At 62.6% G+C, this 22,557-nt stretch carries 22 protein-coding genes; 19 read left to right on the top strand and 3 right to left on the bottom strand.

The window, feature by feature from the left end:
- Positions 1-3: 3 nt before the first annotated feature.
- Positions 4-840 (bottom strand): sn-glycerol-3-phosphate ABC transporter permease UgpE, encoded by an 837-nt coding sequence (gene ugpE / locus ACWNZ3_RS18440; RefSeq protein ID WP_114277507.1) that lies wholly within the window; start codon positions 838-840, stop codon positions 4-6.
- Positions 841-848: 8 nt separating this feature from the next.
- Positions 849-1,730, bottom strand: a complete 882-nt coding sequence (ugpA, locus tag ACWNZ3_RS18435) for a sn-glycerol-3-phosphate ABC transporter permease UgpA (protein WP_269360910.1) — start codon at positions 1,728-1,730, stop codon at positions 849-851.
- A gap of 51 nt (positions 1,731-1,781) precedes the next feature.
- On the opposite strand from ugpA, the gene ACWNZ3_RS18430 reads away from it, so the two are divergent.
- Both ACWNZ3_RS18430 and ACWNZ3_RS18425 read left to right on the top strand, forming a co-directional pair.
- Complete coding sequence (locus ACWNZ3_RS18430) at positions 1,782-2,057, top strand: ribbon-helix-helix domain-containing protein (RefSeq protein ID WP_496902163.1); 276 nt, start codon at positions 1,782-1,784, stop codon at positions 2,055-2,057.
- Positions 2,041-2,397 carry a hypothetical protein gene (locus tag ACWNZ3_RS18425; RefSeq protein WP_496902162.1) on the top strand — a complete coding sequence of 119 codons (357 nt, stop codon included), beginning with the start codon at positions 2,041-2,043 and terminating at the stop codon, positions 2,395-2,397. Before ACWNZ3_RS18430 ends, ACWNZ3_RS18425 begins: the two co-directional genes overlap by 17 nt.
- A gap of 18 nt (positions 2,398-2,415) precedes the next feature.
- On the opposite strand, the gene ugpB is transcribed toward ACWNZ3_RS18425, so the two are convergent.
- A complete protein-coding gene (gene ugpB, locus ACWNZ3_RS18420) occupies positions 2,416-3,726 on the bottom strand; it encodes a sn-glycerol-3-phosphate ABC transporter substrate-binding protein UgpB (RefSeq protein ID WP_496902161.1) in 1,311 nt (436 codons plus the stop codon).
- 356 nt (positions 3,727-4,082) lie between these two features.
- Between ugpB and ACWNZ3_RS18415 the strand changes: the two genes are divergently transcribed.
- The 17 genes from ACWNZ3_RS18415 to nadA all read left to right on the top strand — a co-directional run bounded on the left by ACWNZ3_RS18415 (position 4,083) and on the right by nadA (position 22,553).
- Positions 4,083-5,741, top strand: coding sequence for a Na/Pi cotransporter family protein (locus ACWNZ3_RS18415; RefSeq protein WP_269360916.1), 1,659 nt, complete (start codon positions 4,083-4,085; stop codon positions 5,739-5,741).
- A gap of 139 nt (positions 5,742-5,880) precedes the next feature.
- On the top strand, positions 5,881-7,374 hold the full coding sequence (locus ACWNZ3_RS18410) for an ABC transporter substrate-binding protein (RefSeq protein ID WP_269360918.1): 1,494 nt from the start codon (positions 5,881-5,883) through the stop codon (positions 7,372-7,374).
- Between the two features lie 58 nt (positions 7,375-7,432).
- Entirely contained in the window at positions 7,433-8,377 is a 945-nt protein-coding gene (locus ACWNZ3_RS18405) for an ABC transporter permease (protein WP_114276700.1), read from the top strand.
- Entirely contained in the window at positions 8,374-9,198 is an 825-nt protein-coding gene (locus ACWNZ3_RS18400) for an ABC transporter permease (protein WP_496902160.1), read from the top strand. Before ACWNZ3_RS18405 ends, ACWNZ3_RS18400 begins: the two co-directional genes overlap by 4 nt.
- Positions 9,199-10,170 (top strand): ABC transporter ATP-binding protein, encoded by a 972-nt coding sequence (locus ACWNZ3_RS18395; RefSeq protein ID WP_274575789.1) that lies wholly within the window; start codon positions 9,199-9,201, stop codon positions 10,168-10,170. It begins immediately after the preceding gene.
- Positions 10,167-10,952 (top strand): ATP-binding cassette domain-containing protein, encoded by a 786-nt coding sequence (locus ACWNZ3_RS18390; protein WP_496902159.1) that lies wholly within the window; start codon positions 10,167-10,169, stop codon positions 10,950-10,952. Before ACWNZ3_RS18395 ends, ACWNZ3_RS18390 begins: the two co-directional genes overlap by 4 nt.
- Positions 10,949-11,755, top strand: a complete 807-nt coding sequence (locus ACWNZ3_RS18385) for a metallophosphoesterase family protein (RefSeq protein ID WP_496902158.1) — start codon at positions 10,949-10,951, stop codon at positions 11,753-11,755. Before ACWNZ3_RS18390 ends, ACWNZ3_RS18385 begins: the two co-directional genes overlap by 4 nt.
- On the top strand, positions 11,752-12,501 hold the full coding sequence (locus ACWNZ3_RS18380) for a tyrosine-protein phosphatase (RefSeq protein ID WP_496902157.1): 750 nt from the start codon (positions 11,752-11,754) through the stop codon (positions 12,499-12,501). Before ACWNZ3_RS18385 ends, ACWNZ3_RS18380 begins: the two co-directional genes overlap by 4 nt.
- Before the next feature lie 96 nt (positions 12,502-12,597).
- The gene (locus ACWNZ3_RS18375) at positions 12,598-13,761 is read left to right on the top strand and encodes an efflux RND transporter periplasmic adaptor subunit (RefSeq protein WP_496902156.1); all 1,164 of its coding nucleotides are present in this window, start codon (positions 12,598-12,600) and stop codon (positions 13,759-13,761) included.
- Positions 13,758-16,853: an efflux RND transporter permease subunit gene (locus ACWNZ3_RS18370; protein WP_496902155.1), complete on the top strand. Its 3,096-nt coding sequence runs from the start codon at positions 13,758-13,760 to the stop codon at positions 16,851-16,853. The genes ACWNZ3_RS18375 and ACWNZ3_RS18370 overlap by 4 nt, the downstream gene beginning before the upstream one ends.
- Positions 16,854-16,961: 108 nt before the next feature.
- On the top strand, positions 16,962-17,312 hold the full coding sequence (locus ACWNZ3_RS18365; protein ID WP_114277505.1) for an MbcA/ParS/Xre antitoxin family protein: 351 nt from the start codon (positions 16,962-16,964) through the stop codon (positions 17,310-17,312).
- Positions 17,312-17,824: an RES family NAD+ phosphorylase gene (locus ACWNZ3_RS18360; RefSeq protein WP_496902154.1), complete on the top strand. Its 513-nt coding sequence runs from the start codon at positions 17,312-17,314 to the stop codon at positions 17,822-17,824. Before ACWNZ3_RS18365 ends, ACWNZ3_RS18360 begins: the two co-directional genes overlap by 1 nt.
- Positions 17,825-17,969: 145 nt before the next feature.
- Positions 17,970-18,590 (top strand): alpha-ketoglutarate-dependent dioxygenase AlkB family protein, encoded by a 621-nt coding sequence (locus ACWNZ3_RS18355; protein WP_496902153.1) that lies wholly within the window; start codon positions 17,970-17,972, stop codon positions 18,588-18,590.
- A gap of 104 nt (positions 18,591-18,694) precedes the next feature.
- Positions 18,695-19,456: an SDR family oxidoreductase gene (locus tag ACWNZ3_RS18350; protein WP_496902152.1), complete on the top strand. Its 762-nt coding sequence runs from the start codon at positions 18,695-18,697 to the stop codon at positions 19,454-19,456.
- Positions 19,457-19,548: 92 nt separating this feature from the next.
- On the top strand, positions 19,549-20,610 hold the full coding sequence (gene ada, locus ACWNZ3_RS18345; RefSeq protein WP_496902151.1) for a bifunctional DNA-binding transcriptional regulator/O6-methylguanine-DNA methyltransferase Ada: 1,062 nt from the start codon (positions 19,549-19,551) through the stop codon (positions 20,608-20,610).
- A 7-nt stretch (positions 20,611-20,617) separates the two neighbouring features.
- Positions 20,618-21,337 (top strand): 2OG-Fe(II) oxygenase, encoded by a 720-nt coding sequence (locus ACWNZ3_RS18340; protein WP_496902150.1) that lies wholly within the window; start codon positions 20,618-20,620, stop codon positions 21,335-21,337.
- Positions 21,338-21,500: 163 nt separating this feature from the next.
- Positions 21,501-22,553 carry a quinolinate synthase NadA gene (nadA, locus tag ACWNZ3_RS18335; RefSeq protein WP_269360944.1) on the top strand — a complete coding sequence of 351 codons (1,053 nt, stop codon included), beginning with the start codon at positions 21,501-21,503 and terminating at the stop codon, positions 22,551-22,553.
- The last annotated feature ends 4 nt before the right edge of the window (positions 22,554-22,557 follow it).

Genomic DNA, 22,557 nt, shown 5'->3' with positions numbered 1-22,557 from the left:
GTGTTATTTCTCGCTGTCTACCAAACCGCGGATGAACAGCTTTTGCATGCTGATCACCACGATCACCGGCGGGATCATCGCCAGGATGGAAGTTGCCATGATCACCGGCCAGTCGGCGATATCGTCGCCGCTGGGGAACATCTGCTTGATGCCCATGACGATGGTGTTCATCGACGGGTCGGTCGTGATCAGCAGCGGCCAGAGGTACTGGTTCCAGCCATAGATGAACAGGATCACGAAAAGCGCCGCGATGTTGGTCCGGCTCATCGGCAACAGGATGTCCCAGAAGAACCGCATCGGCCTTGCCCCGTCCACACGCGCCGCCTCGGCCAGTTCGTCCGGCACGGTCATGAAGAACTGGCGGAACAGAAAGGTCGCCGTGGCACTGGCGATCAGCGGAAAGATCAGGCCCGAATAGCTGTTGAGCATCCCGAAATTCGCGACAACCTCATAGGTCGGCACGATGCGCACCTCCACCGGCAACATCAGCGTCAGGAAGATCAGCCAGAAGAACAGCCGCCGCCCCGGAAACCTGAAATAGACGATGGCAAAGGCCGACAGCAGCGAGATCACGATCTTGCCGATGGTGATCCCCAGCGCCATCACCAGTGAATTCAGCATCATCAGCGCCACCGGCGCATTGATGCCCGACACCAGCGCCTTGCGGTAGTTTTCAAGGAACTGGTCGCCCGGCAGAAGCGGCATCGGCGGCTTGACGATTTCCGGCTGCGACACGGTCGAGGCAACAAAGGCCAGCCAGATCGGGAAAAAGACAAACAGCAACCCGACGATCAGCCCCAGATGGGTCATCCAGTGCCCAAGACCGCGTTTTTCGACCATGCCTGCCATCAGTAATGCACCCTGCGCTCGATGAACTTGAACTGCACGATGGTCAGCGCCCCCACGATCAGCAGCAGGATCACCGATTGCGCCGCGGAAGAGCCAAGGTCCTGCCCCACAAAGCCATCCTTGTAGACCTTGTAGACAAGGATCGTCGTCGATTGCTGCGGCCCGCCGCTGGTGATGGTGTGGATCACGCCGAAGGTCTCGAAAAAGGCATAGACGATGTTGACCACCAGCAGGAAAAAGGTTGTTGGCGACAGCAGCGGCCAGACGATGGTACGGAACCGGGTCCAGAACCGCGCACCGTCAATCGCCGCCGCCTCGATCACGCTGCGCGGGATGGCCTGCAAACCCGCCAGGAAGAACAGGAAGTTATAGCTGATCCGCCCCCAGGCGGAGGCGACCACGACAAGGCCCATCGCCTCTTCCCCGTTCAGGACATGATTCCAGTCATATCCCAGCATGCCCAGGTACCATGTCACCACGCCGACCCGCGTGTTGAACATGAACAGCCACAGCACACCGGCCACTGCAGGGGCCACCGCATAGGGCCAGATCAGCAGCGTGCGGTAAACGCCCGATCCCTTGATCAGCCGGTCCGCCAGAACCGCGAGGTAGAGCGCCACGCCCATCGACACTACGGTCACCGCGATGGAAAAGATCGCAGTGGTGACAAAACTTGCCCGGTAATAGGCATTGCCCAGCAGATATTCGAAATTGCCCAGCCCCACGTATTGCATCGACAGGCCAAAAGGGTCCGGAATGAACAGCGATTGCCAGATCGCCTGCCCCGCCGGATAGAAGAAAAAGACCGCCGTGACGATCAGCTGCGGCAGAACCAGCAGAAGGGGCAGCCAGATGCCCCTAAAGGTGACGCGCTTTTCCATCACTTGACTCCAGTGCGACTGAGTAGCACTTTATCGGAAAGGAGTTCAGCCATGACCGTCAAGATTTCCGTCTCCATCTCGGATCAACAGGCCGAATATGCCCGCAAACAGGTGGCCGAGGGCCGGTTTTCATCGACTTCCGCGGTAATCCAGCAGGCGCTTGAGGCCAAGCGCAAGGAGGACGAGGAATATGAGGCCTGGAGCGCCGGGTTCTTCGAAATGCTGAATGCCAGAGCGAAGCAGCCGCACATCCCGCTCGACAAGTTTCGCCAAAAGGTCGACGAGATGCTGAAGGAAGAAAGGCAGCGTCTTGGCCTGGAAGGCTGAGCTGACCGAGGCCGGCACCGAAGACCTGCGCCGCATTTACCGGCACCTGCTGAACGCGCAACACGAAGATTTCGGCCATGACCTTGCTGCCGCGGACCGGCTGGCCCGGTCGCGCATCGAGCAGATCGTAGACAACATCGACAGGATCACCTTCGCCCCGTTTCGGGGCACACAGATCGGCCCGGCCGACTTCACTTTCCGGTACTTGACCATCGACCGCGCGATCTACTGGTTCAGGCTCGATGAGGTGACCGAGACCGTATTGATCGAAGCTATATTTCTGGCGGGGCAAGATCATCTGAAACGCATGTTCGCGCGGCTGACCGGGAAGGCGCGCTGAGGCGCCCTCCCGTTCCGTTCAGCGGTTCGCTTGCTCAAAACGGCGCAGCAATTCGTCGCCGCGTGCCTTCGCGCTGTCCAGCGCTGCCTGCGCGTCCTTGTCACCGGCCCAGACCGCTTCCAGCTCCTCGTCGATGATGCCGCGGATCTGGTCGAAGGACCCCAGGCGCAGACCCTTGGAATTCTCCGTCGGCTCCTTGGCTGTCATCTGCGTGACCGCGATGTCGGTGCCGGGGTTCGCCTCATAAAAGCCCTGCTCGCGCGTCAGGTCGGCGGCTGCCTGGGTGATCGGCAGATAGCCGGTGTCCTGGTGCCACTTGGCCTGGATCTCGGGCGAGGACAGGAAGTTCAGGAAGGTCGCAACACCCTTGTATTCCTCGTCCGACTGACCGGCCATCACCCAAAGCGATGCACCCCCGATGATGGTGTTCTGCGGTGCGCCTTCGACATCCGACCAATAGGGCAGCGGTCGCACTTCAAAGTCGAAAGTCGCCTCCGACTTGATCCCGGCATAACCGGCAGAGCTTTCGGTAAAGAGCGCGCATTCACCGCTGCGGAAGTTTGCACCGCCTTCGTTGCGCCGGCCGGTGTAGATGAACTTGCCGTCCTTGGCCCATTGGCCCATCGTGCCGATGTGCTTGGCCTGGACCGGGCCGTTCAGCGACAGCTCGGTATCGAGCCCGGCAAAACCATTGGCCTCGGTGGCAAAGGGCACATTGTGATAGGCGCTGAGGTTCTCAAGATGGATCCAGCTTTGCCATGCGGTGACCAGCGGGCAGTCGTTGCCCGATGCCTTGAGCGTATCCAGCACCTCGCCCACCTGCTCCCAGGTGCTCAGGTCCACATCGGGGTCGATCTGAGCCGCTTCCAGCGCATCGCGGTTGACCCAGAGCACCGGCGTGGAGGAGTTGAAGGGCATCGACAGCATCTGACCGTCGGCAGTGGTGTAATAGCCCTTGACCGATCCGATAAAGCCATCGGGATCAAAATCTGCACCGGCATCCGCCATCACCTCATAGACCGGCTTGATCGCGCCCTTGGCGGCCATCATCGTCGCAGTGCCGACCTCGAAGACCATCAGGATGTCCGGCTGTTCGCCCGCGCGGAACGCGGCGATGCCTGCGTTCAACGTCTCGGAATAATTGCCCTTGTGGGTCGCGGTCACAACATAGTCGGACTGTGCGTTGTTGAAGGTTTCGACCTGCTCCGCCACCAGCTCGCCCAGACGGCCGGTAAAGGCGTGCCAGAACTCGACCTCGGTCTGCGCCATGGCAGGCGCCGCCGCCATCATGGCCGCAACGCTGGCCATCATCGTGTTTCGCATCATCATTACATCTCTCCCCCATTTTCAGTGGCTGCGCCAGCGTAGTGGGTAACTACCTGTGCTGGCAACATATCATTCATCTTTCGCGCGCGGCGTTGTATCCTCCTGTTCTGTAACGAATTTATGACGTTTTCTGCAAAGCAGGGGGATTTTTCCATGACGCCGGGGCCAACCTCGGGGCAGGCTGGAAACGGGCAGAAAAATGCGCCGCGCCGCTTGGGTTACCGCTGCCAATCCGGCAGATCCTGTACCGGCTTTGACGTCGACAGATGACGCGTCTGGCCTATCTTTACAAACCTGTTACAAACCCTCGTCCGGCCCCGTTTTGCGGCCCGCGACCCGCCAGCATTGAAAGTCTTCCGTTGCAAGAACCCGCACTCCTTTCCTTTCTGCTCCATATTGCCGGGGCTGCCGCGCTGCTGATCTGGTCGGTGCGTCTGGTGCGCACCGGGGTCGAGCGTGCTTTCGCCACCCAGCTGCGCCAATCGCTGCGCCGCGCCTCCCGCAACCGGCTGCTGGCAGCGGGCACCGGCACTCTGGCCGCGGTCTTCCTGCAAAGTTCCACCGCAGTGGCGGTGCTGGTTGCCAATTTCGTCGCCAAGGGCAGCCTGATCCCCGCCATCGGGCTGGCGATCCTGCTGGGGGCCGACCTTGGCTCTGCCATCGTGTCACAACTGCTGCTGATCCGGCAGTCCTTTCTCATCCCGCTGCTGCTGCTGGCGGGCGTCGCGCTGTTCCTGCGCGGGCAGTCAGGAACCCTGCGCCAGACCGGGCGCATCCTGATCGGTCTGGCGCTGATCTTCCTGTCGCTGGACATGATCCGGGATGCCACGGCACCCATGGTCCACAGCACCGGCACACAGGCGGTCATGGCCTATCTCGGGCGCGACATCTTCTCCGCCTTCGCGGTTGGCGCGCTCTTTGCCTGGGCGGTGCATTCCAGCGTCGCGGCGGTGCTGCTGTTCGTGACCCTCGCCGCGCAATCGCTGCTGCCGGTCGAAGGGGCCGCCGCCATGGTACTGGGGGCCAACCTGGGCGGCGGGTTCATCGCCTATGTGCTCACCCTCGCCTCCCCCGCCCCGGCGCGGCAGATGATCTGCGCCAACCTGATGCTGCGCGGCGGCGGTGCTGTGCTGTTGCTGCTGGTCCTGTCGGGACAACCTGATCTGCTGCAATATCTTGGGGCGAATGCCAGCCGTCAGGCCATCAACCTGCATCTGGCCTTCAACGCGGTCCTGGCGCTGGCGGCCCTCGGGCTGATCCACCCGCTGTCCGCGCTCAGCGCAAAACTGATCACAAGCGCCTCCGACAAGGAGACCTCAACTCTGGCAGAAATCAGCGCGCTGGACCCGAATGCATTGGACCGCCCCGGTCGCGGCCTCGATTCCACCGCCCGCGAATTGCTGCGCATGGGTCAGAAGATCGAAGGGATGCTGAATGCCACGGGCCCCCTCTATGACCATTGGGACAGCGCCGCCGCCACAGCGATCCGCGAACAGGACAAGACGGTCAAGAAGATCCACTTCGAGATCAAGCTTTACCTTGCCCAGCTTGGCCGCGGCGGTCTGGACGAGGATCTGGGCAAACGGTCGATGGAACTGGCGGGTATCTCCACCGCGCTGGAAGCGGCCTCCGACACCATTGTGCGCAGCCTGCTGACGCTGGCCAAACGCCGCGAGAGCGAAGGCGTCGCCTTTTCCGAGGTCGGCCGCGACGAGATCAACGATTTTCTCGACCGGGTGCAGGGCAACGTGCACCTGGCACTCAACGTGATGATGAACCAGAACCCGGCCGAGGCACGCGACCTTGTCGAAGCCAAGGAAAAGGTCCGCGCGGTGGAACAGAAGCTGCAGCGCAACCACCTAGGCCGGTTGCGTGAGGGGCTTGCCGAAAGCATCGAAACCAGCAGCATCCACCAGGAAACCCTGCGTTCGCTCAAGCAGATCAACACGGCATTTTCCATGGTCGGCTATCCGATCCTGGCCAGAACCGGCGACCTGTTGAAAAGCCGTCTGAGCTGACCCCCAGGCAGGTTTCAGCTTTGCGATGTTTTCGCGATTCCCGTGCATCTGCGTTGACCCGGCCGATCCTGCTGCGCAAACTGCTGTCATGCGGGGTGGCTGCCGCCCCTCACCTCATGCTCAGCAAGGAGTTCTGCACATGCCTGGCTTATCGAAACTTCCCGCCCTGTCCGTTCTGGCCCTGTCCGTCGGCCTGACGGCCGCACCCCTGTCTGCGCTGGCGGATACGCTGGTGGTCGGCCTTCAGCAGGAACCAACCTCGCTTGACCCGACAGCGGATGCCACCGCCTCCATCGACGGCATGCTGACGATGAACGTCTACGAATCCCTGACCATCGTGGCCGAGAACGGCCAGGTCGGGCCGAACCTGGCCACCGAATGGGAGGTCTCCGACGACGGCCTGACCTATACGTTCAAACTCGCCTCGGGGGTGAAGTTCCACGATGGCACCGATTTTGACGCAGAGGATGTGGTGTTCTCCTTCGACCGCGCCATGGCCGAGGACAGTGTGAACCCCTCCAAGGACATCTTCAAACCCATCGCCTCCGTCACCGCGCTGGACCCGCAGACGGTCGAGATCAAGCTGAAGAACAAGGATGCGTTCTTTCTGTTCAACATGGGCCAGGGCGACAGTTCCATCGTCGCCCCTGAATCGGCGGATACCAACAACACCAACCCCGTCGGCACCGGCCCTTTCAAGCTGGACAGCTGGACGCGCGGCGACCGGCTGACACTGGTCAAGAACGCCGAGTACCGCGATGCGGACAGCGTGGCGCTGGACAAGGTCGAATTCCGCTTCATCTCTGACCCTGCTGCCGCAACCGCCGCGATGATGGCCGAGGAGCTGGACGCCTTCCCCGGCTTTCCCGCGCCGGAACTGCTGCCGCAGTTCGAGGCCGATCCCCGCTTTCGCGTGAACATCGGCTCGACCGAGGGTGAGGTGATCCTGGCAATGAACAATGCCAAGCCCCCCTTTGACAACATCGAGGTGCGCCGCGCGGTGGCCACCGCCATCGATCGAGACGAGATCATCGAAGGTGCGATGTACGGCCAGGCCGTGCCCATCGGCAGCTTCTATCCGCCGCATGGCACCGCCTATGTGGACCTGACCGGCGCCTATCCCCATGACACCGAGAAAGCAAAGGCAATGTTTGCCGAGGCCGGTGTCGAAGGCACCACGATGACCCTGCGCGTGCCGCCCTTCCCCTATGCCATGCGCTCTGCCGAGATCATCCAGCAGGAACTGTCCAACGCGGGCATCGACGCAAAGGTCGAGAACGTGGAATGGGGTTTCTGGATCGACGAGGTCTACAAGAAAAAGAACTACGACATGACGATCATCGCCCATACTTCGCCCAACGACATGGGCAACTTTGCGCGTGGGCCGGACTACTTCTATGGCTATGACGACGCGGAATTCACCGCGCTCTGGAACAGCATCGAGACGGAGGCCGACCCGGCGAAGCGGGACGAGCTGCTGAAGCAGGGGCAGCAATATCTGTCAGATCAGTCGGTTCATGCCTTCCTGTTCCAATTGCCGCTGCTGGGCGTGTTCCGCACCGGCGTCGAAGGCTACTGGTCCTCCTCACCCGTGCTTTACATGCCCCTCAAGGGGGTCAGCAACGGCGGCTGACAGGACCGGCTGCGCGGGCTTTTGGCGCGCGCAGCCCCCGGCCCGATTGTAATCTTTCATGTGGTATTTCCTGTTCCGCCGGACCGCCGGTTTCATCCTGACACTGCTCGCGGTGTCCGTGGTGGTATTCGCGGTCATGAATGTCCTGCCGGGTGATCCGGCGCTGACCATCCTGGGGCTGGATGCCACCGATGACGCGCTGGCGGCCCTGCGCGAACAGCTGGGCCTGAACGAGCCGCTGCTGACGCGCTATTTCTCATGGATATGGAACGCGCTGCAGGGCGATTTCGGCATCAGCCATTCCTTCCGCGTGCCGGTTTCCGACCTGATCGGCGAACGGCTTGGCATGACCGTCGCACTGGCGGTCGCCGGGATGATCGCAACGCTTGCCATCGCCCTGACCCTCGGGATCGGCGCCGCGGCGCGGCACCGCAGGATCGGGGACTGGGGCGTGATGTTCCTCAGCCAGCTCGGGATCGCCGTACCCGCCTTCTGGCTGTCCATGCTGCTGGTGCTTTTGTTCGCGGTCAAGCTGCGCTGGCTGCCGCCCGGCGGCTTTGCGGGCTGGTCCGACCCGGTCGCGGCAGCCCGGTCGCTGATCCTGCCCACCATCGCGCTGGCGCTGGTACAATCAGCGGTGCTGGCCCGTGTCACGCGGTCCTCCGCGCTGGAGGTCATGCGGCAGGATTTCGTCCGCACCGCCCGCGCCAGCGGGCTGTCACGCCGCCGCGTGCTGTGGCGGCATGTTCTGCCCAATGCGCTGGTGCCCATCGTCACCATCGTCGGCATGCAGTTCGCCGCCCTTGTCACCGGGACCATCGTCATCGAAAACGTCTTCTACCTGCCCGGCCTCGGGCGGCTGATCTTCCAGTCGATCTCCAACCGTGACCTGCCCACAGTGCAGGCGCTGGTGATGCTCTTTGCTGCCATCGTGGTCACGGCGAATTTCGTCGTCGATCTGCTTTACGTGGTGATCGACCCGCGCCTGAAGGCCCGCGCATGACCCGCCGCCGCCTGCCCGCCAACTTCGTCATCGGCGCGGTGCTGGTCGCGCTGGTCGTCGGCACCGCCGCGCTGTCGCTGGCCTGGACCCCGCATGACGCCACCGCGATGAACATCCGCGACAAGTTCGCAGACCCCTCCGCCGCGCATTGGCTGGGCACCGATCAACTGGGCCGCGACGTGGTCAGCCAGTTGATGGCGGCGGCCCGCAACTCGATGGCGGTGGCGCTGATCGCGGTGCTGCTGGGCGGATCGGTCGGAGTCACACTGGGGCTGCTGGCCTCGGCCATCGGTGGCTGGGTGGAGGACGGCGTGATGCGGCTGGCCGATCTCGGCTTTGCCTTTCCGGCGCTTCTTTTCGCGATCATGCTGGCGGCAGTCTTTGGCCCGTCGCTGACCAACGCGGTGCTGGCCATCGCCTTTATCAACATCCCGGTCTTTGCCCGCGTGGCGCGCGGATCGGCCAACCAGGTCTGGACGCTGGATTACGTCTCGGCGGCGCGGGCGGCGGGGATGAACCGCTTTGCCATCAGCCGCGATCACATCCTGCCCAACATCGCCGCCGCAATCATCGTGCAGGCCACCATCGAATTCGCCGTCGCCATCCTGGCCGAGGCGGCGCTGTCCTATCTCGGTCTTGGCGCGCAGCCCCCGGCGTCAAGCTGGGGCCGCATGCTGTCAGAGGCGCAGACGCTGATGTATCTCGCCCCGCAACTGGCGATCTATCCGGGCCTGTGCATTGTCGTTGCCGTGCTGGGCTTTGGCCTGCTGGGCGACGGGCTGCGCGACATGACCGACCCCCGGCTGGCGCGGGAGCGGTAGATGTTCGAGCTCGACAATCTCTCCGCCGCTTTCGGCTCTGCCACCGCCCTGCGCCATGCCAAGCTGACGATCCGTTCCGGTGACCGGCTGGGCATCGTGGGAGAAAGCGGATCTGGCAAGACCATGCTGGCGCTCTGTCTGATGGGCATGGCCCCCGATGGCGCGCAGCTGAGCGGGGCGCTGCGCATCGACGGGCAGGACATGACCCATGCAGAGGAGAACAGCTGGCAACACCTGCGGGCGCGGCGTGTCGCCATGATCTTTCAGGAACCGATGGCGGCGCTGAACCCCCTGGTGCGGGTGGGCGACACGGTGGCAGAGCCGATCATGGTCCATGAGGGTCTCAGCCGCCAGGCCGCAAAGGCCCGCGTGCTGGCGCTGTTCGAAGAGGTGGGCATTCCCGACCCCGCAGCCCGCATGCGCCAGTTCCCGCATGAGCTCAGCGGCGGTCAGCGCCAGCGGGTGCTGATCGCGCTGGCGCTTGCCTGCAATCCCGCGCTGCTGATCGCGGATGAACCGACCACGGCACTGGATGCCAATATCGCCTTGCGGATCACCGACCTTCTGGTGCGACTGGCCGGCCAGCGCGACATGGCACTGGTCTTTATCACCCATGACCTTGCCGCCGTCGCCCGCGCGACCCGTGACATCGTGGTCATGTACGGTGGCGACATGGTCGAGCGCGGCCCCACCGATCAGGTACTGGCCGACCCGGCCCATCCCTATACCCGCGGCTTGCTGGCGGCACGTCCCGACCCCGTCGCACAGACCCGCGCACCGGGCGGCAAACGCCCGCGCCTGCCGACAATCCCCGGCACCGTGCCAGGGCTGCCGGACCTGCCGCAGGGCTGCCGCTTTTCGGGGCGCTGCCCGGTCGAGATCGCGCGCTGCGCCAGCACCCGCCCCGGCCTGACCGACCTCGGTCAGGGCCGCAGCGCCTGCTGCCATCTGCTGACGGAAGGGACGAGATGACCGCCCCCCTGCTCGACGCCCGCAACCTGACCCGGCGCTACAAGCTGCCGCGCAACACGCTGCTGGGTGCCGCGCCGGTGCTGACGGCGGTGGATGACATCAGCTTTACCATCCGCGCGGGCGAAACGCTGGGGGTCGTGGGGGAAAGCGGATCGGGCAAATCCACACTGGCGCGCATGGTCATGGCGTTTGAACGACCCGACGCGGGCGAAATCTTGTTTCAGGGCGAGGACCTGCACAGCCTGTCTGCCGCGGCACTGCGCCGCCAGCGGCGACACTTCCAGATGGTCTATCAGGACCCGTTCGGATCGCTCGACCCGCGCCGCACCGTCGGCTGGTCCATCGCGGAACCGCTGCGCGCCATCGGCGTGGATGCGGACACTCCGCGTCGCACAGCCGAGGCGCTGGAACAGGTCGGCCTGCACCCGCGCGACGGCGACAAATACCCGCATGAATTTTCGGGCGGACAGCGCCAGCGCATCGCCATCGCCCGCGCCATTGTCACCCGTCCCGCCCTGCTGATCGCGGATGAAGCGGTCTCGGCGCTCGATGTGTCGGTGCAGGCGCAGATCCTCAACCTGTTGATGGATCTTCAGGACGATCTGGGGCTGGGCATCCTTTTCATCAGCCATGATCTGGCGGTTGTCGCCTCGATCTGCGATCATCTGCTGGTCATGCAGCATGGCAAGGCGCTGGAAGCCGGACCCGCCGCCTGCATCCTGCGCCAACCCGCCCACAGCTATACGCAAACCCTGCTCAAGGCCGCCGGAGTATCCATATGACCCGTTTCATCCACCTGACCGATCTGCACATCTCGCACCCCGGATCGCCGGACCCAAGCGACAAATCCGGCGCGGTGGAAACGCTCAGGCGGGTGGTGCAGGTCATCAACGCGATGGAGCGGCAGCCCGCCTTTGTGGTGGCCAGCGGCGATCTGACCAACATGGGCGATGCCGACAGCTACCGCCTGCTGCAAGAGATCCTGGAACCGCTTGCCCCGCCGCTGGTGATGGCCCTGGGAAACCACGACAAACGCGTGCCGTTCCACGAGGTCCTTGGCAATGCGGGGTCGGACGCACCCTATTTCCACGATGTCGTACATGGCGGGATGCATGTGATCACGCTGGACACGATGAAGCCGGGGCATGTGGCCGGTACGATCTGCGAAGCGCAGTTCGACTTTCTGGCACATGCGCTGTCGCGCCACTCTGACCTGCCGCGTCTGATCGTCATGCACCACCCTCCGCGCGTGGATGCAGATGGCCTGCCCTGGGGCAGCATCGACATGCCGGCGACCGAACGGCTGGCAGAGATGCTGCAGGGCCAGAAGGTGGCCGGTATCCTTTCGGGGCATATCCACATCAACCAGGTCAACCACTGGCACGGCATTCCGATTGTCATCTCCAACGGTCAGGATTCCACCATCGACCTGCTGGCAACCGACGGCCTGCGCATTGTCGAAGGCACCGGCATGGGCATCTGCGAATGGCGCCCCTCGGGCCTTTCGGTCAGCTTTGTGCCGCTGTCGCCCGCCGCGCGCGAGTTGCGCATGATCGACCGCAAGAGGCTGCTGGCGTTCACATGAGACCGATGTCGCGCCATCTGCCGGTCCGGGGGGCCTATAACATCCGCGAGCTGGGCGGTTACACCACCGCGGGCGGCGGCGTGATCCCCTGGCGGCGGTTCCTGCGCGCCGACAGCCTGCACCGGCTCGACCCGGCAGATGTTACGCGGCTCTACGATGAGGGTCTGCGTCTGGTCATCGACCTGCGCACACCGGATGAGGTCGAAAGCGCGCCCAATCCCTTTGCCGCCTTTGCGGATGTTCACTTTGCCAACCTGCCGCTGTTTGACGACCTGTCGCCGCAGGCCATGGCCCGCGCCGAAGTGGCAGATGCCCATCCCCTGCTGACCTTCTACCTGGCAGCGCTGGAAACGCGGGCCACGGCGATCTGCAAGGTCCTGTCCACCATGGCCGAACTGCCTGAGGGTGCCGTGCTGTTCAATTGCACCGCGGGCAAGGACCGCACCGGGATCATTGCTGCCCTGCTGCTGGGCATCGCGGATGTGGACCGCGACCAGATCATCGCGGATTATGCCCTGACCGCCGATCTCATCCCCGATCTGGTGGAAGAATTCCTGGACCTGTCCCGCGCGCGCGGCGGTGATGTGGAAAGCTATGCCAGACTGCTGGAAAGCCCCGCAACCGCCATAGCCGCAACACTGGATCACATCGACCGGAACTATGGCGGCGTCAGGGGCTATCTGGAAAAGATCGGATTGCCTCGATCCGACCTGCAAAGGCTCTATCTGCGTCTGACAAAAGCGTGATCCGTCAGATCGCACCTTACCCTAATGATTATGATGCTTACCCCGCAAGAACGGGGTAAGCTTCGCCCGCATTGACCTGAGATAGCAAAACCACCGATGAAAGCCCTGCAACAAACACTCATATTTCTGGCTGTGCTCTGTGCAGGCCTTTATGTCTGGATCATCTATGTTCCGGCGGCCCGCCCCCTGATTGAACGCAGCGGCATTCCCGAACTGCTGGGCATCCAGTTTCCCCAGGCCGAGGCCGCGACACAACAGGAGCGGCCCCGTGGCGGCGGCGGCCCGGCCAATGTCACGATTGCAGCGGTGGGGGAAACCGCGATCGCGGACCGGATCACCGCGATTGGCGACGGGCGCGCAAAACGGTCGGTCACCGTCCGTTCCAATGCGGTGGGGGTCATCACCGAACTGAACCTGTCGCCGGGCATCGCGGTAGAGGCAGGAACCGTGCTTGCCCGCCTGCTGGACGAGGAAGAAGAGATCGCGCTGGAACAGGCGCAGATCAACCTTGACGAGGCGCAGCGCGAAGAGACCAGGATCAAACAGCTGTCATCGACCGGTGCGGTGACCGAAGTGCGCCTGCGGGAAACCGAAGTGGCCCTGCGCAGTGCCGAGCTGGCCGTGCGCAAAGCGCAGTTCGACCTGTCGCAGCGCCAGATCACCGCGCCGATCTCGGGCCGGGTCGGCATCACCGATGTCGAAGTCGGCGACCGCGTGAACGCGCAGGACGTGCTGGCAACAATCACCGACCGCTCCGACATCCTGATAGATTTCCGCGTACCGGAACGGGTCGTGGGCAAGATACGGCCGGGTCAGCAGATCACCGTCATGCCGCTGGGTCTGCGCGATACCGTCCTGACCGGCGAAGTGGCCGCCATCGACACGGTAGTGGACCGGACCAGCCGGACCCTGCTGGTGCAGGGCCGTGTCGCCAACAGCAATGACACGCTGCGCGCGGGCATGGCGTTTTCGGTGGCCATGACCTTCCCCGGCGACAGCTACCTGTCGATTCCCCCGCTGGCGCTGCAATGGTCCAGCGACGGGCCATTTGTCTGGGCCGTGCGCGGCGGCAAGAGCGTACAGGTCCCGGTGACCATCGCACAGCGCAACAGTGATTCCGTCCTGATCCGCGCCGACGCGCTGGCGGCGGGCGAGAATGTCGTGACCGAAGGCGTGCAAACCCTGCGCAACGGGGCAGAGGTCAGCCCGGTCAACGACCCGGCCACAGCAGACGGCCAGACCGGCAAGGAAACCTTGTGAGTACGCCGGAACCACGCGCACCGGGCACCGCGCTGTTTGTGCGCCGGCCGATCCTGGCCTTCGTCCTGAACGCGCTGATCGTGCTGGCCGGTGTTGCGGGTCTTTTCGGTGCCGAGATCAGGGAGCTGCCGAACGTGGACCGCCCGGTGGTCACCGTCACCACGCAGTTCTCCGGTGCCTCGCCCGAGGCAGTAGACCAGGAACTGACGGGCCGCATCGAGGGGGCCGTGGGCCGCGTCTCGGGTGTGCGGTCGATCTCTTCCAACTCTCGCTTTGGCCGCAGCCGCGTGACGCTCGAATTCAACGACTCGGTTGATATCGACGTGGCAGCGACCGATGTACGCGATGCGGTCGCCCGGATCGCAAACCAGCTGCCGGAGGGGGCGGAGCAGCCGCAGATCGTCAAGGCGGACGCAAACGCCCAGCCGGTCATGCGGATCGCCGTCACCTCCACCGGGCGGTCACCGCAGGAACTGACCCAGATCGTTCAGGACCGGATCGAAGACCGGCTGATCTCTGTCGATGGCGTGGCCGACCTGCAAATCTACGGCGACCGGGAACAGATATTTCGGGTCGATATCGATCTGCTGGAACTGGCCAGCCGGGGCCTGACCCTGGGGGACGTGCAGCGCGGGCTGGCCGACGTGGCCTATGACACCCCCGCCGGTGACCTGTCGGGAGACCGCCAGTCCATCAACGTGCGCACCACGGCCAGCGTGGCAACCGCGCAGGCTTTCGAGGCGCTCGAAATCAGGGAAAACGTGACGGTGGGCGATATTGCCCGCGTTTCGCTGGGCCCGGCGCCGGGCGAAACGATCCTGCGCGCGAACGGACAGCAGGGCATGGGCATCGGCGTCATCCGGCAGGCCACGTCGAACACGCTCGAAATCTCCGAAAACGTGCGCGCCGTGGTGGAGGAACTGAACCGGACCCTGCCCGACGACGTGAACATCTTCGTGACTTCCGACGATGCGATCTTCATCTCCGGCTCCATCGAGGAGGTGCTCAAGACACTGGCCTTTGCGGTGGCCATCGTGGTCGCGGTGATCTTTCTGTTCCTGCGGGATTTCCGCGCCACGCTGATCCCCGCACTGACCCTGCCCGTTTCCCTGATCGGCACGCTTGCGGCGATCTACCTGGTGGGCTTCTCTGTCAATATCCTGACCCTGCTGGCACTGGTGCTGGCCACCGGCATGGTGGTGGATGACGCCATTGTCGTGCTGGAAAACATCGTGCGGCAACGGACCCTCGGCATGGGGCCGCGCGCCGCTGCGGTCAACGGTACGACGCAGGTGTTCTTTGCCGTGGTGACCACCACCGCGACGCTGGCCGCCGTCTTTGTTCCGCTGTCCTTCCTGCCGGGTCAGGCAGGCGGGCTGTTCCGGGAATTCGGCTTTACCCTGGCCATGGCGGTGCTGCTGTCCTCCGTGGTGGCGCTCAGCCTTTGTCCGGTGCTGGCCAGCCGCCTGCTGACCGCAGCGCCGCCGGAGAACCCGCGGGGCCCGATGATCTGGCTCGGCAACCGTCTGTTCACCCTTTATGAAAAAACCCTGCGTGGTGCGCTGGCCATGCCCTTTGTCATCGTCCTGATCGCGGTTTTTGTCGCGGCCACCGCGGCCCTGATGGCCGGCGGCATCCGGCAGGAACTGACCCCGCGCGAGGACCGCGCCGTGGCCCTGCTCAGCGTCACCGCTCCGCAGGGGGTGTCGCTGGAATATACCCAGGGCAAGATGCGCGAAATCGAGGATGCGGTGGCACCTCTTCAGGACGCGGGCGAAGTGACCAATGTCTTTTCGATCACCGGCTTTGGGGCCTCCAACCGCGGATTCATGGTCTTCACATTGTCCCAATGGGACGCGCGGACACGCAGCCAGCAGGACATCGTGGATGACATCAACGCCGGTTTGCGGGACATCATCGGCGTCCGCGCCTTTGCCATCCAGCCCAATTCGCTGGGCATTCGCGGTGCCGGGCGCGGGCTGGCCTTTGCCATCACCGGAAACGACTATGACCAGCTGGCCGAAGTCGCGCAGACCATGGTGGACAGGCTCAGCCAGAACCCCGCCATGGGCCAGGTGCGGCTGGAATACGAACGCACCCAGCCGCAGCTTTTCGTGCAGATCGACAGGACGCTGGCCGCTGACCTTGGGGTCGACATCACCGGGCTGGGCCAGGCTTTGCAGGCGGTGCTCGACGGGCGCGAGGTCGCCTCGGTGTTTATCGGAGACACCAATTTCGGGGTGCAGATGCTGTCCACCTCGGACCCGGTGAACGACTCGGGCGATCTGGAAAACATCTTCATGCAGGCGGGCAACGGCCAGATGATCCCGCTGTCCAGTTTTGTCACCTTCGAGGAACGCGCCGTCGCCCCGGAATTGGACCGCGAGGGGCAGAACCGTTCTGTCGAACTGACGGCAGGCCTCACGCCCGAGCTGTCGCTGGGCGACGCCATGGCCGAGGTCGACCGCATCGGCGATGAAATCCTGGCCGAACAGAACCGGATCGTGCCGCTGGCCGAGGCTGCGACACTGGACCAGACCAATGGCGGCCTGTTCATCACCTTCGGCTTTGCCATCCTCGTCGTCTTCCTGGTGCTGTCGGCGCAGTTCGAAAGCTTCATCTCGGCGGTGGTGGTGATGGCCACCGTGCCGCTGGGTCTGGCCTGCGCGGTCTTTGCCCTGCTGCTGACGGGGCAAAGCCTGAATGTCTACAGCCAGATCGGCCTGGTCATGCTGATCGGGATCATGGCCAAGAACGGGATTCTCATTGTCGAATTCGCCAACCAGCTGCGCGACAAGGGGCAGGATGTGCATGCCGCGATCCTCGATGCCTCCACCATCCGGCTGCGCCCGGTGATGATGACAATGACCTCCACCGTGCTGGGGGGCGTGCCCCTGATCCTGTCTGCCGGGGCCGGGGCCGAGGCGCGCGAGGCACTGGGCTGGGTCATCGTTGGCGGATTGGGGCTGGCCACCCTCTCCACGCTTTACCTCACGCCGGTCGCCTATCTGCTGCTGGCCCGGTTCTCTGTGCCCAAGGCGGAATCCGAAAAACGCCTGCGTCAGGAACTGGACGCTGCCGAAGCGGGCTGACGTACAACCCCAGCCCGCCACCCCTGCCCGGCCCAAAGGTGCCTCAGACCTTGCACAACGGTACTTTTGACGCTATATGCTGTCAATATGACCGATATGAGGGCTGTCATGCAGATCACAACCGTTGCCGTTGGCGGGCAATTCGAACCGCGCAAGATCGCCGCTGCGCTCCGCACCTCTGCGGAAGAAATCGCCATGACCGTCGGCCTTGGCAAAGACGCGCTGCAGCGGCGCACCCGCATCAATTCGGACAAGACACAGCGCCGTCTGCGCGAGCTGGTCGAAGTGCTCAACAAGGTCCAGCACCGATTTGGGTCGGAGCTGATGGCCTATGCCTGGTATCGGTCAGAGCCCCTGCCCGGTTTTGATGGCCGGACCGCGATGCAGCTCGTGCAGGAAGGCAAGGCGCAACAGGTTCTCGAATATATCGACGCGGTCGACGCAGGTGTCTTTGCCTGATGCCCCTCAGCGACGGGCGCTACAAGGGGCCGCTCTACCGCGCGCTGAATCCGGTCTATGCCCGCGCGCCGCTGTCTGGCCGTGGCGCAGAGCTTCATGGCGGGCGTCTGAACGCCAAAGGGACGCCGGCGCTTTATACCGCGCTTGATCCAACCACGGCCCTGCGCGAAGCCAATCAGGCCGGCAGCCTGCAGCCTACGGTTCTTGTGTCCTACACCGCCAATCTGGGGCCGATTTTCGACACCCGCGATGCGCAGCAGCTTGCCCGGTGGGGCATGTCCGACGACGCACTCGCCGATCCGGGCTGGCGGATGAAGATGCTCGACGGGCACGCGGTGCCGACACAGGACTTCGCGCGAAATCTAATCGCGGAGGGTTTTGCCGGTATCCTTGTCCCAAGCTATGCAAAGGGCGCGCCACCGAACGCCCTGAACATCGTTCTGTGGAAATGGACAGGCGAAGGCTGCGATCTGAAGGTCGTGGACGATGAGGACCGGCTGTCGCGCATGTAAGCGCAGCTTTGGCCAAATGGGTGGCTGATGCGACGGCTCCTTATGATCAGAAAAGTGATTTTGACCGCAAGAAACGGATTGAATTTTCCCGTTTCCGCGACGCAGCTACCGGCTTCATGCCTTCGAAAGCCAGAGAGTCAGATTGATGACGGATCTATTTGCCAGAACCGACAACGCCCGCAGGAACTTGTTGCCCCGGGATGGAATCGTTGAATACTACGGACCGATTTTTGGCGAAGCCGAAGCAGATTTTTATCTAGGATCCTTGCAGAACGATATCGCATGGCATCACGACGAAGCCGTCATCTTTGGCAAGCGGATCACCACCAAACGCCAGGTGGCATGGTACGCAGACGCCGCCTATGCATACACCTACTCGAAAGTCACCAAAACCGCGCTACACTGGACGCCGCTGCTGCTGGCGCTCAAAAAGCAAGTAGAAATGACCTGCGGCGAGACATTCAATTCCTGCCTGCTGAACCTTTACCAAGATGGAAGCGAGGGTATGGCATGGCACAGCGATGCCGAGAAAGACCTTGTCCGGAACGGGACCATTGGTTCGGTAAGCTTCGGGGCAGCGCGCAAATTCGCGTTTAAGCATAAACAGACAAAAGCGACTGTATCGCAGGTTTTGGAACACGGCAGCCTTCTGACCATGCGTGGAACGACGCAAACGCACTGGTTGCACAGCCTGCCAAAGAGCAAGAAAGTGTCGTCGGCCCGGATCAACCTTACCTTTCGGAAAATTCGCCAGCCAGACGCATAAGAACTTTCGTTTCGGTCCGGGAAAATTGCTTCGACAACAAGAACCGGATATTTTGACGGGCCATCCCGCTGCATTCAGTCCCCGGACATCAGTTCAGGAGACATATGATGCAACTAACAGACAAAATCGTAATCATCACCGGTGCGAGCAGCGGGATTGGTGCCGCCGCTGCTTTCAAGTTTGCGAAAGAAGGAGCCAGGCTTGTACTCGGTGCGCGCCGCGAAAAAGAACTCAACACCATCGCGGGGCAGATCAATCAAAGCAACGGGAACGCCGTCTGCCTGCCGGGCGATGTATGTGACGAGGACTATAACAGGGCGCTCGTCGAGTTGGCCGAGGACACCTGGGGCGGTCTGGATGCAAGTTTCAACAACGCTGGCACGGGGAAATCCGCGACTGTCCCCGAGATGGAAAACGAGGATTGGCAGGGGGTGCTTTCGACAAACCTGACCAGCGCCTTCTTTGCGGCAAAGCACCAGATCCCGGCGATGAAGCGCAATGGATCAGGTTCGATCATCTTCACGTCAAGCGTCATTGGCTACACAACGGCGTTCCCGGGAATGGGTGCCTATGCGGCAAGCAAGGCAGGGGTGATCGGCCTGACGAAGGTCTTGGCCGTTGAGCATGGCGCCGACGGCAAACGGGCAAACTCGATTTTGCCGGGCGCTGCAAATACGCCAATGCTGGGCGACCTGGATTCCGATCCGGATCAGATGGCGTTCTATAGCGCGCTGCATGCGCTGAAGCGCGTGGCCGATCCCGAAGAGATCGCCGAGGCCGCAGTGTTTCTCGCCTCTGACAGTTCCCGGTTCGTTACCGGCACCGCAATGGTTGTCGATGGCGGCGTATCGGTCAACAAAATCTGACGCATTTATGCGCAAGAAGCGGGCTGCCGGGTGGCCCGTTTCGACTTAACTCAAAACAGAAGCAAAGAGAAAACAGCGGAAAGGGCTGTAGGATGGAACACGCACTGAAGGCAACCGATACTCTGTGGCAGGCTGTTCTTGGACGCGAACAGGCACCTGATCCGCAATTTTTTTACGCTGTGAATTCGACGGGTGTTTATTGCCGCCCCGCTTGTCCATCGCGGCGTCCCAAACGCCGGAATGTCGCTTTTTACGCCTCAAGCAAACAGGCCGAGGCAGATGGTTTTCGCGCATGCCTGCGCTGCCATCCGACCCGGCAATCACCGAAGGAACAAACGGCTTCCCTTGTTTCGAAGGCATGCCGCATGATCGAAGAGGCCGGGGAAGAACCCAGTTTGGCCCAGCTAGCGCGGCAAAGCGGCCTGAGCCCGTTTCATTTCCAGCGGACATTCAAAGCGGCAACGGGAGTGACACCCAAAGCCTACGCGCGCGCCCATCGCATGAAACGATTCCGTGACATCGTGGGATCGGGCGACGGGTCAATCACCACGGCGATCTACGATGCCGGATACAGCTCCAGCAGCCGTTTCTACGAAACCGCAACCAAAGCACTTGGCATGACACCAAAGCTTGTACGAAAGGGAGGGCAAGGCGTGAAAATCCTGTTTGCAATTGGAGAGTGTTCTCTTGGCTCCGTTCTTGTCGCCAGCAGCGCCAAAGGCGTCTGCGCGATGTTGTTGGGCGACACAGCAGAGCAGGTGTCAGACGATCTGCAGAAGCGGTTTCCCAAAGCCGATCTGATTGGCGATGACCCTGATTACCGGGCTTTGATTGCCGATGTCGTCCGGTTTGTGGACGATCCGAAATACGGGTTCAACCTGCCGCTCGATATTCAGGGAACCGCCTTTCAGCAACGCGTCTGGGAAGCAATACGCGACATCCCGGTCGGGACCACAGCAAGTTACAGCGAAATTGCCGAAAGAATAGGAGCACCAAAATCATCCCGGGCCGTGGCACAGGCATGTGGCGCAAACAATATCGCTGTCGCCATTCCCTGCCATCGCGTCGTCCGCTCTGACGGCGGTCTGTCCGGGTATCGCTGGGGCGTGGAAAGAAAAAGCGCAATCCTGCAGGCAGAGCGGAAAGCGGAGTGACCTGAGCATGACCGTGAATCAACCGCTCCTGAACCGCATTGCCGGGATATCGGACACGCGCCTTGCGGCTGAGCTGAACACCTTCGGCTGCGCTACGCTCAAAGGGCTGCTGTTACCTGAGCAATGCGAAGAGCTGGCCGGGCTGTATCCCAAGGATGAACCCTTCCGCAGTCATATTCACATGGCACGCCATGGCTTTGGCAGGGGAGAGTACAAGTATTTTTCCTATCCGCTGCCCGGACTGATCGTGACGCTGCGCGAAAAAGTCTACCAAAAGCTTGTGCCTGTCGCCAATGAATGGAACGAACGCATGGGAATGAACCCCCGGCTTCCTTCGGAGCATGCAGATTACATCGCGCAATGCCACGGCGCCGGTCAAACACGCCCGACGCCGCTCCTTCTTCAATATGTGGAAAACGACTTCAACTGCCTTCATCAGGACGTATACGGAGATCTGCTGTTTCCGTTGCAAATGGCGATCCTTCTGTCCCGCCCCGAACAGGACTTCACCGGCGGAGAGTTCGTTTTGACAGAGCAAAGGCCGCGCATGCAGAGCCGTGCAGAAGTCGTTTCACTGGCGCAGGGGGATGCAGTTGTCTTTGCGGTGCGCAATCGCCCTGTCGCGGGTTCGAAACGCGACTACCGGGTAAACATGCGGCATGGGGTGAGCCGACTCAGAAGCGGAACAAGGCATACGCTTGGGGTGATTTTTCACGACGCTAAGTAGATCGTGCAGAAACGAACGGCGGATCGGCGAGCCCCCGCACATGTTAGCGTATGTCATTGAAATATTGCGCCACCGCCAGCTTGCCCTTACGTCAACCTGCCCGTAGACAGCCCTTAGCCCACGCCCAATAGGGCGACACCCAATAACCTGAGGACCCCCGCTCTTGCTCGATCAATTCGCGCTGCGCGCCGAACTCGCCGATCACTACGATCTCACCCCCTCCCCCGACCTCGCCGCCGAGATGTCAGGGATCTATGCCCGCATGGATCGCGTCGTGGCACCGCCCGACTGGGCTGTCTTTGCGCCCTATGTCGCAGCCATCAACAAACTGAAAGCCGAACGCAACGCGGTGATCCTGGCGCATAACTACATGACGCCCGAAATTTATCACGGGATCGCCGACGTGGTGGGCGACAGTCTGCAGCTGGCGATCGAGGCCACGAAGGTCGAGGCTGATGTGATCGTGCAATGCGGCGTGCATTTCATGGCCGAGACCTCAAAGATCCTGAACCCGTCCAAGACGGTGCTGATCCCCGACATGGAAGCGGGCTGTTCGCTGGCCGAAAGCATCACCGCCGAGGGGATCGCCGAAATGCGCGCGAAATACCCCGGCGCGCCTGTCGTCACCTATGTGAACACCACCGCCGAGGTGAAGGCGGCGTCGGACATCTGCTGCACCTCGTCGAACGCGGCGCAGATTGTGCGCGCGCAGGAAAGCGATACGGTCATCATGACCCCGGACAAGTACCTGGCGCAGAACATCGCGCAGCAGGTGCCGGAAAAGCGCATCGTCTGGTGGGACGGGTCCTGCATAGTGCATGAACGATTCACCGCCCAGGACCTGCGCGATTTCCGCGAATGGCACCCCGGCACCCGCATCATCGCGCATCCCGAATGCCCGCCCGATGTGGTGGCCGAGGCGGATTTCTCGGGGTCGACCAGCGGCATCATCGATTATGTCACCGCCCAGCGGCCCGAGAAGGCGATGCTGGTCACGGAATGCTCGATGGCTTCCAACATCTCGGACGCGCTGCCGGATGTGGATTTTGTCGGCCCCTGCAACATGTGCCCCTACATGAAGAAGATCACGCTGGAAAAGGTGCTCTGGTCGCTGCACAGCATGCAGGGCGCGGTCGAGGTCGAGGCTGCTGTCGCCGACAAGGCCCGTGTCGCCGTGCAGCGCATGATCGACCTGTCGCGGAAGCTGTCCGGCTGATCCG

The sequence above is a fragment of the Sulfitobacter sp. IGS-18 genome, from assembly GCF_059628195.1.
The sequence above is the reverse complement of the archived record's forward strand: the minus strand, read 5'-3'. Positions and strand labels throughout refer to the sequence as shown.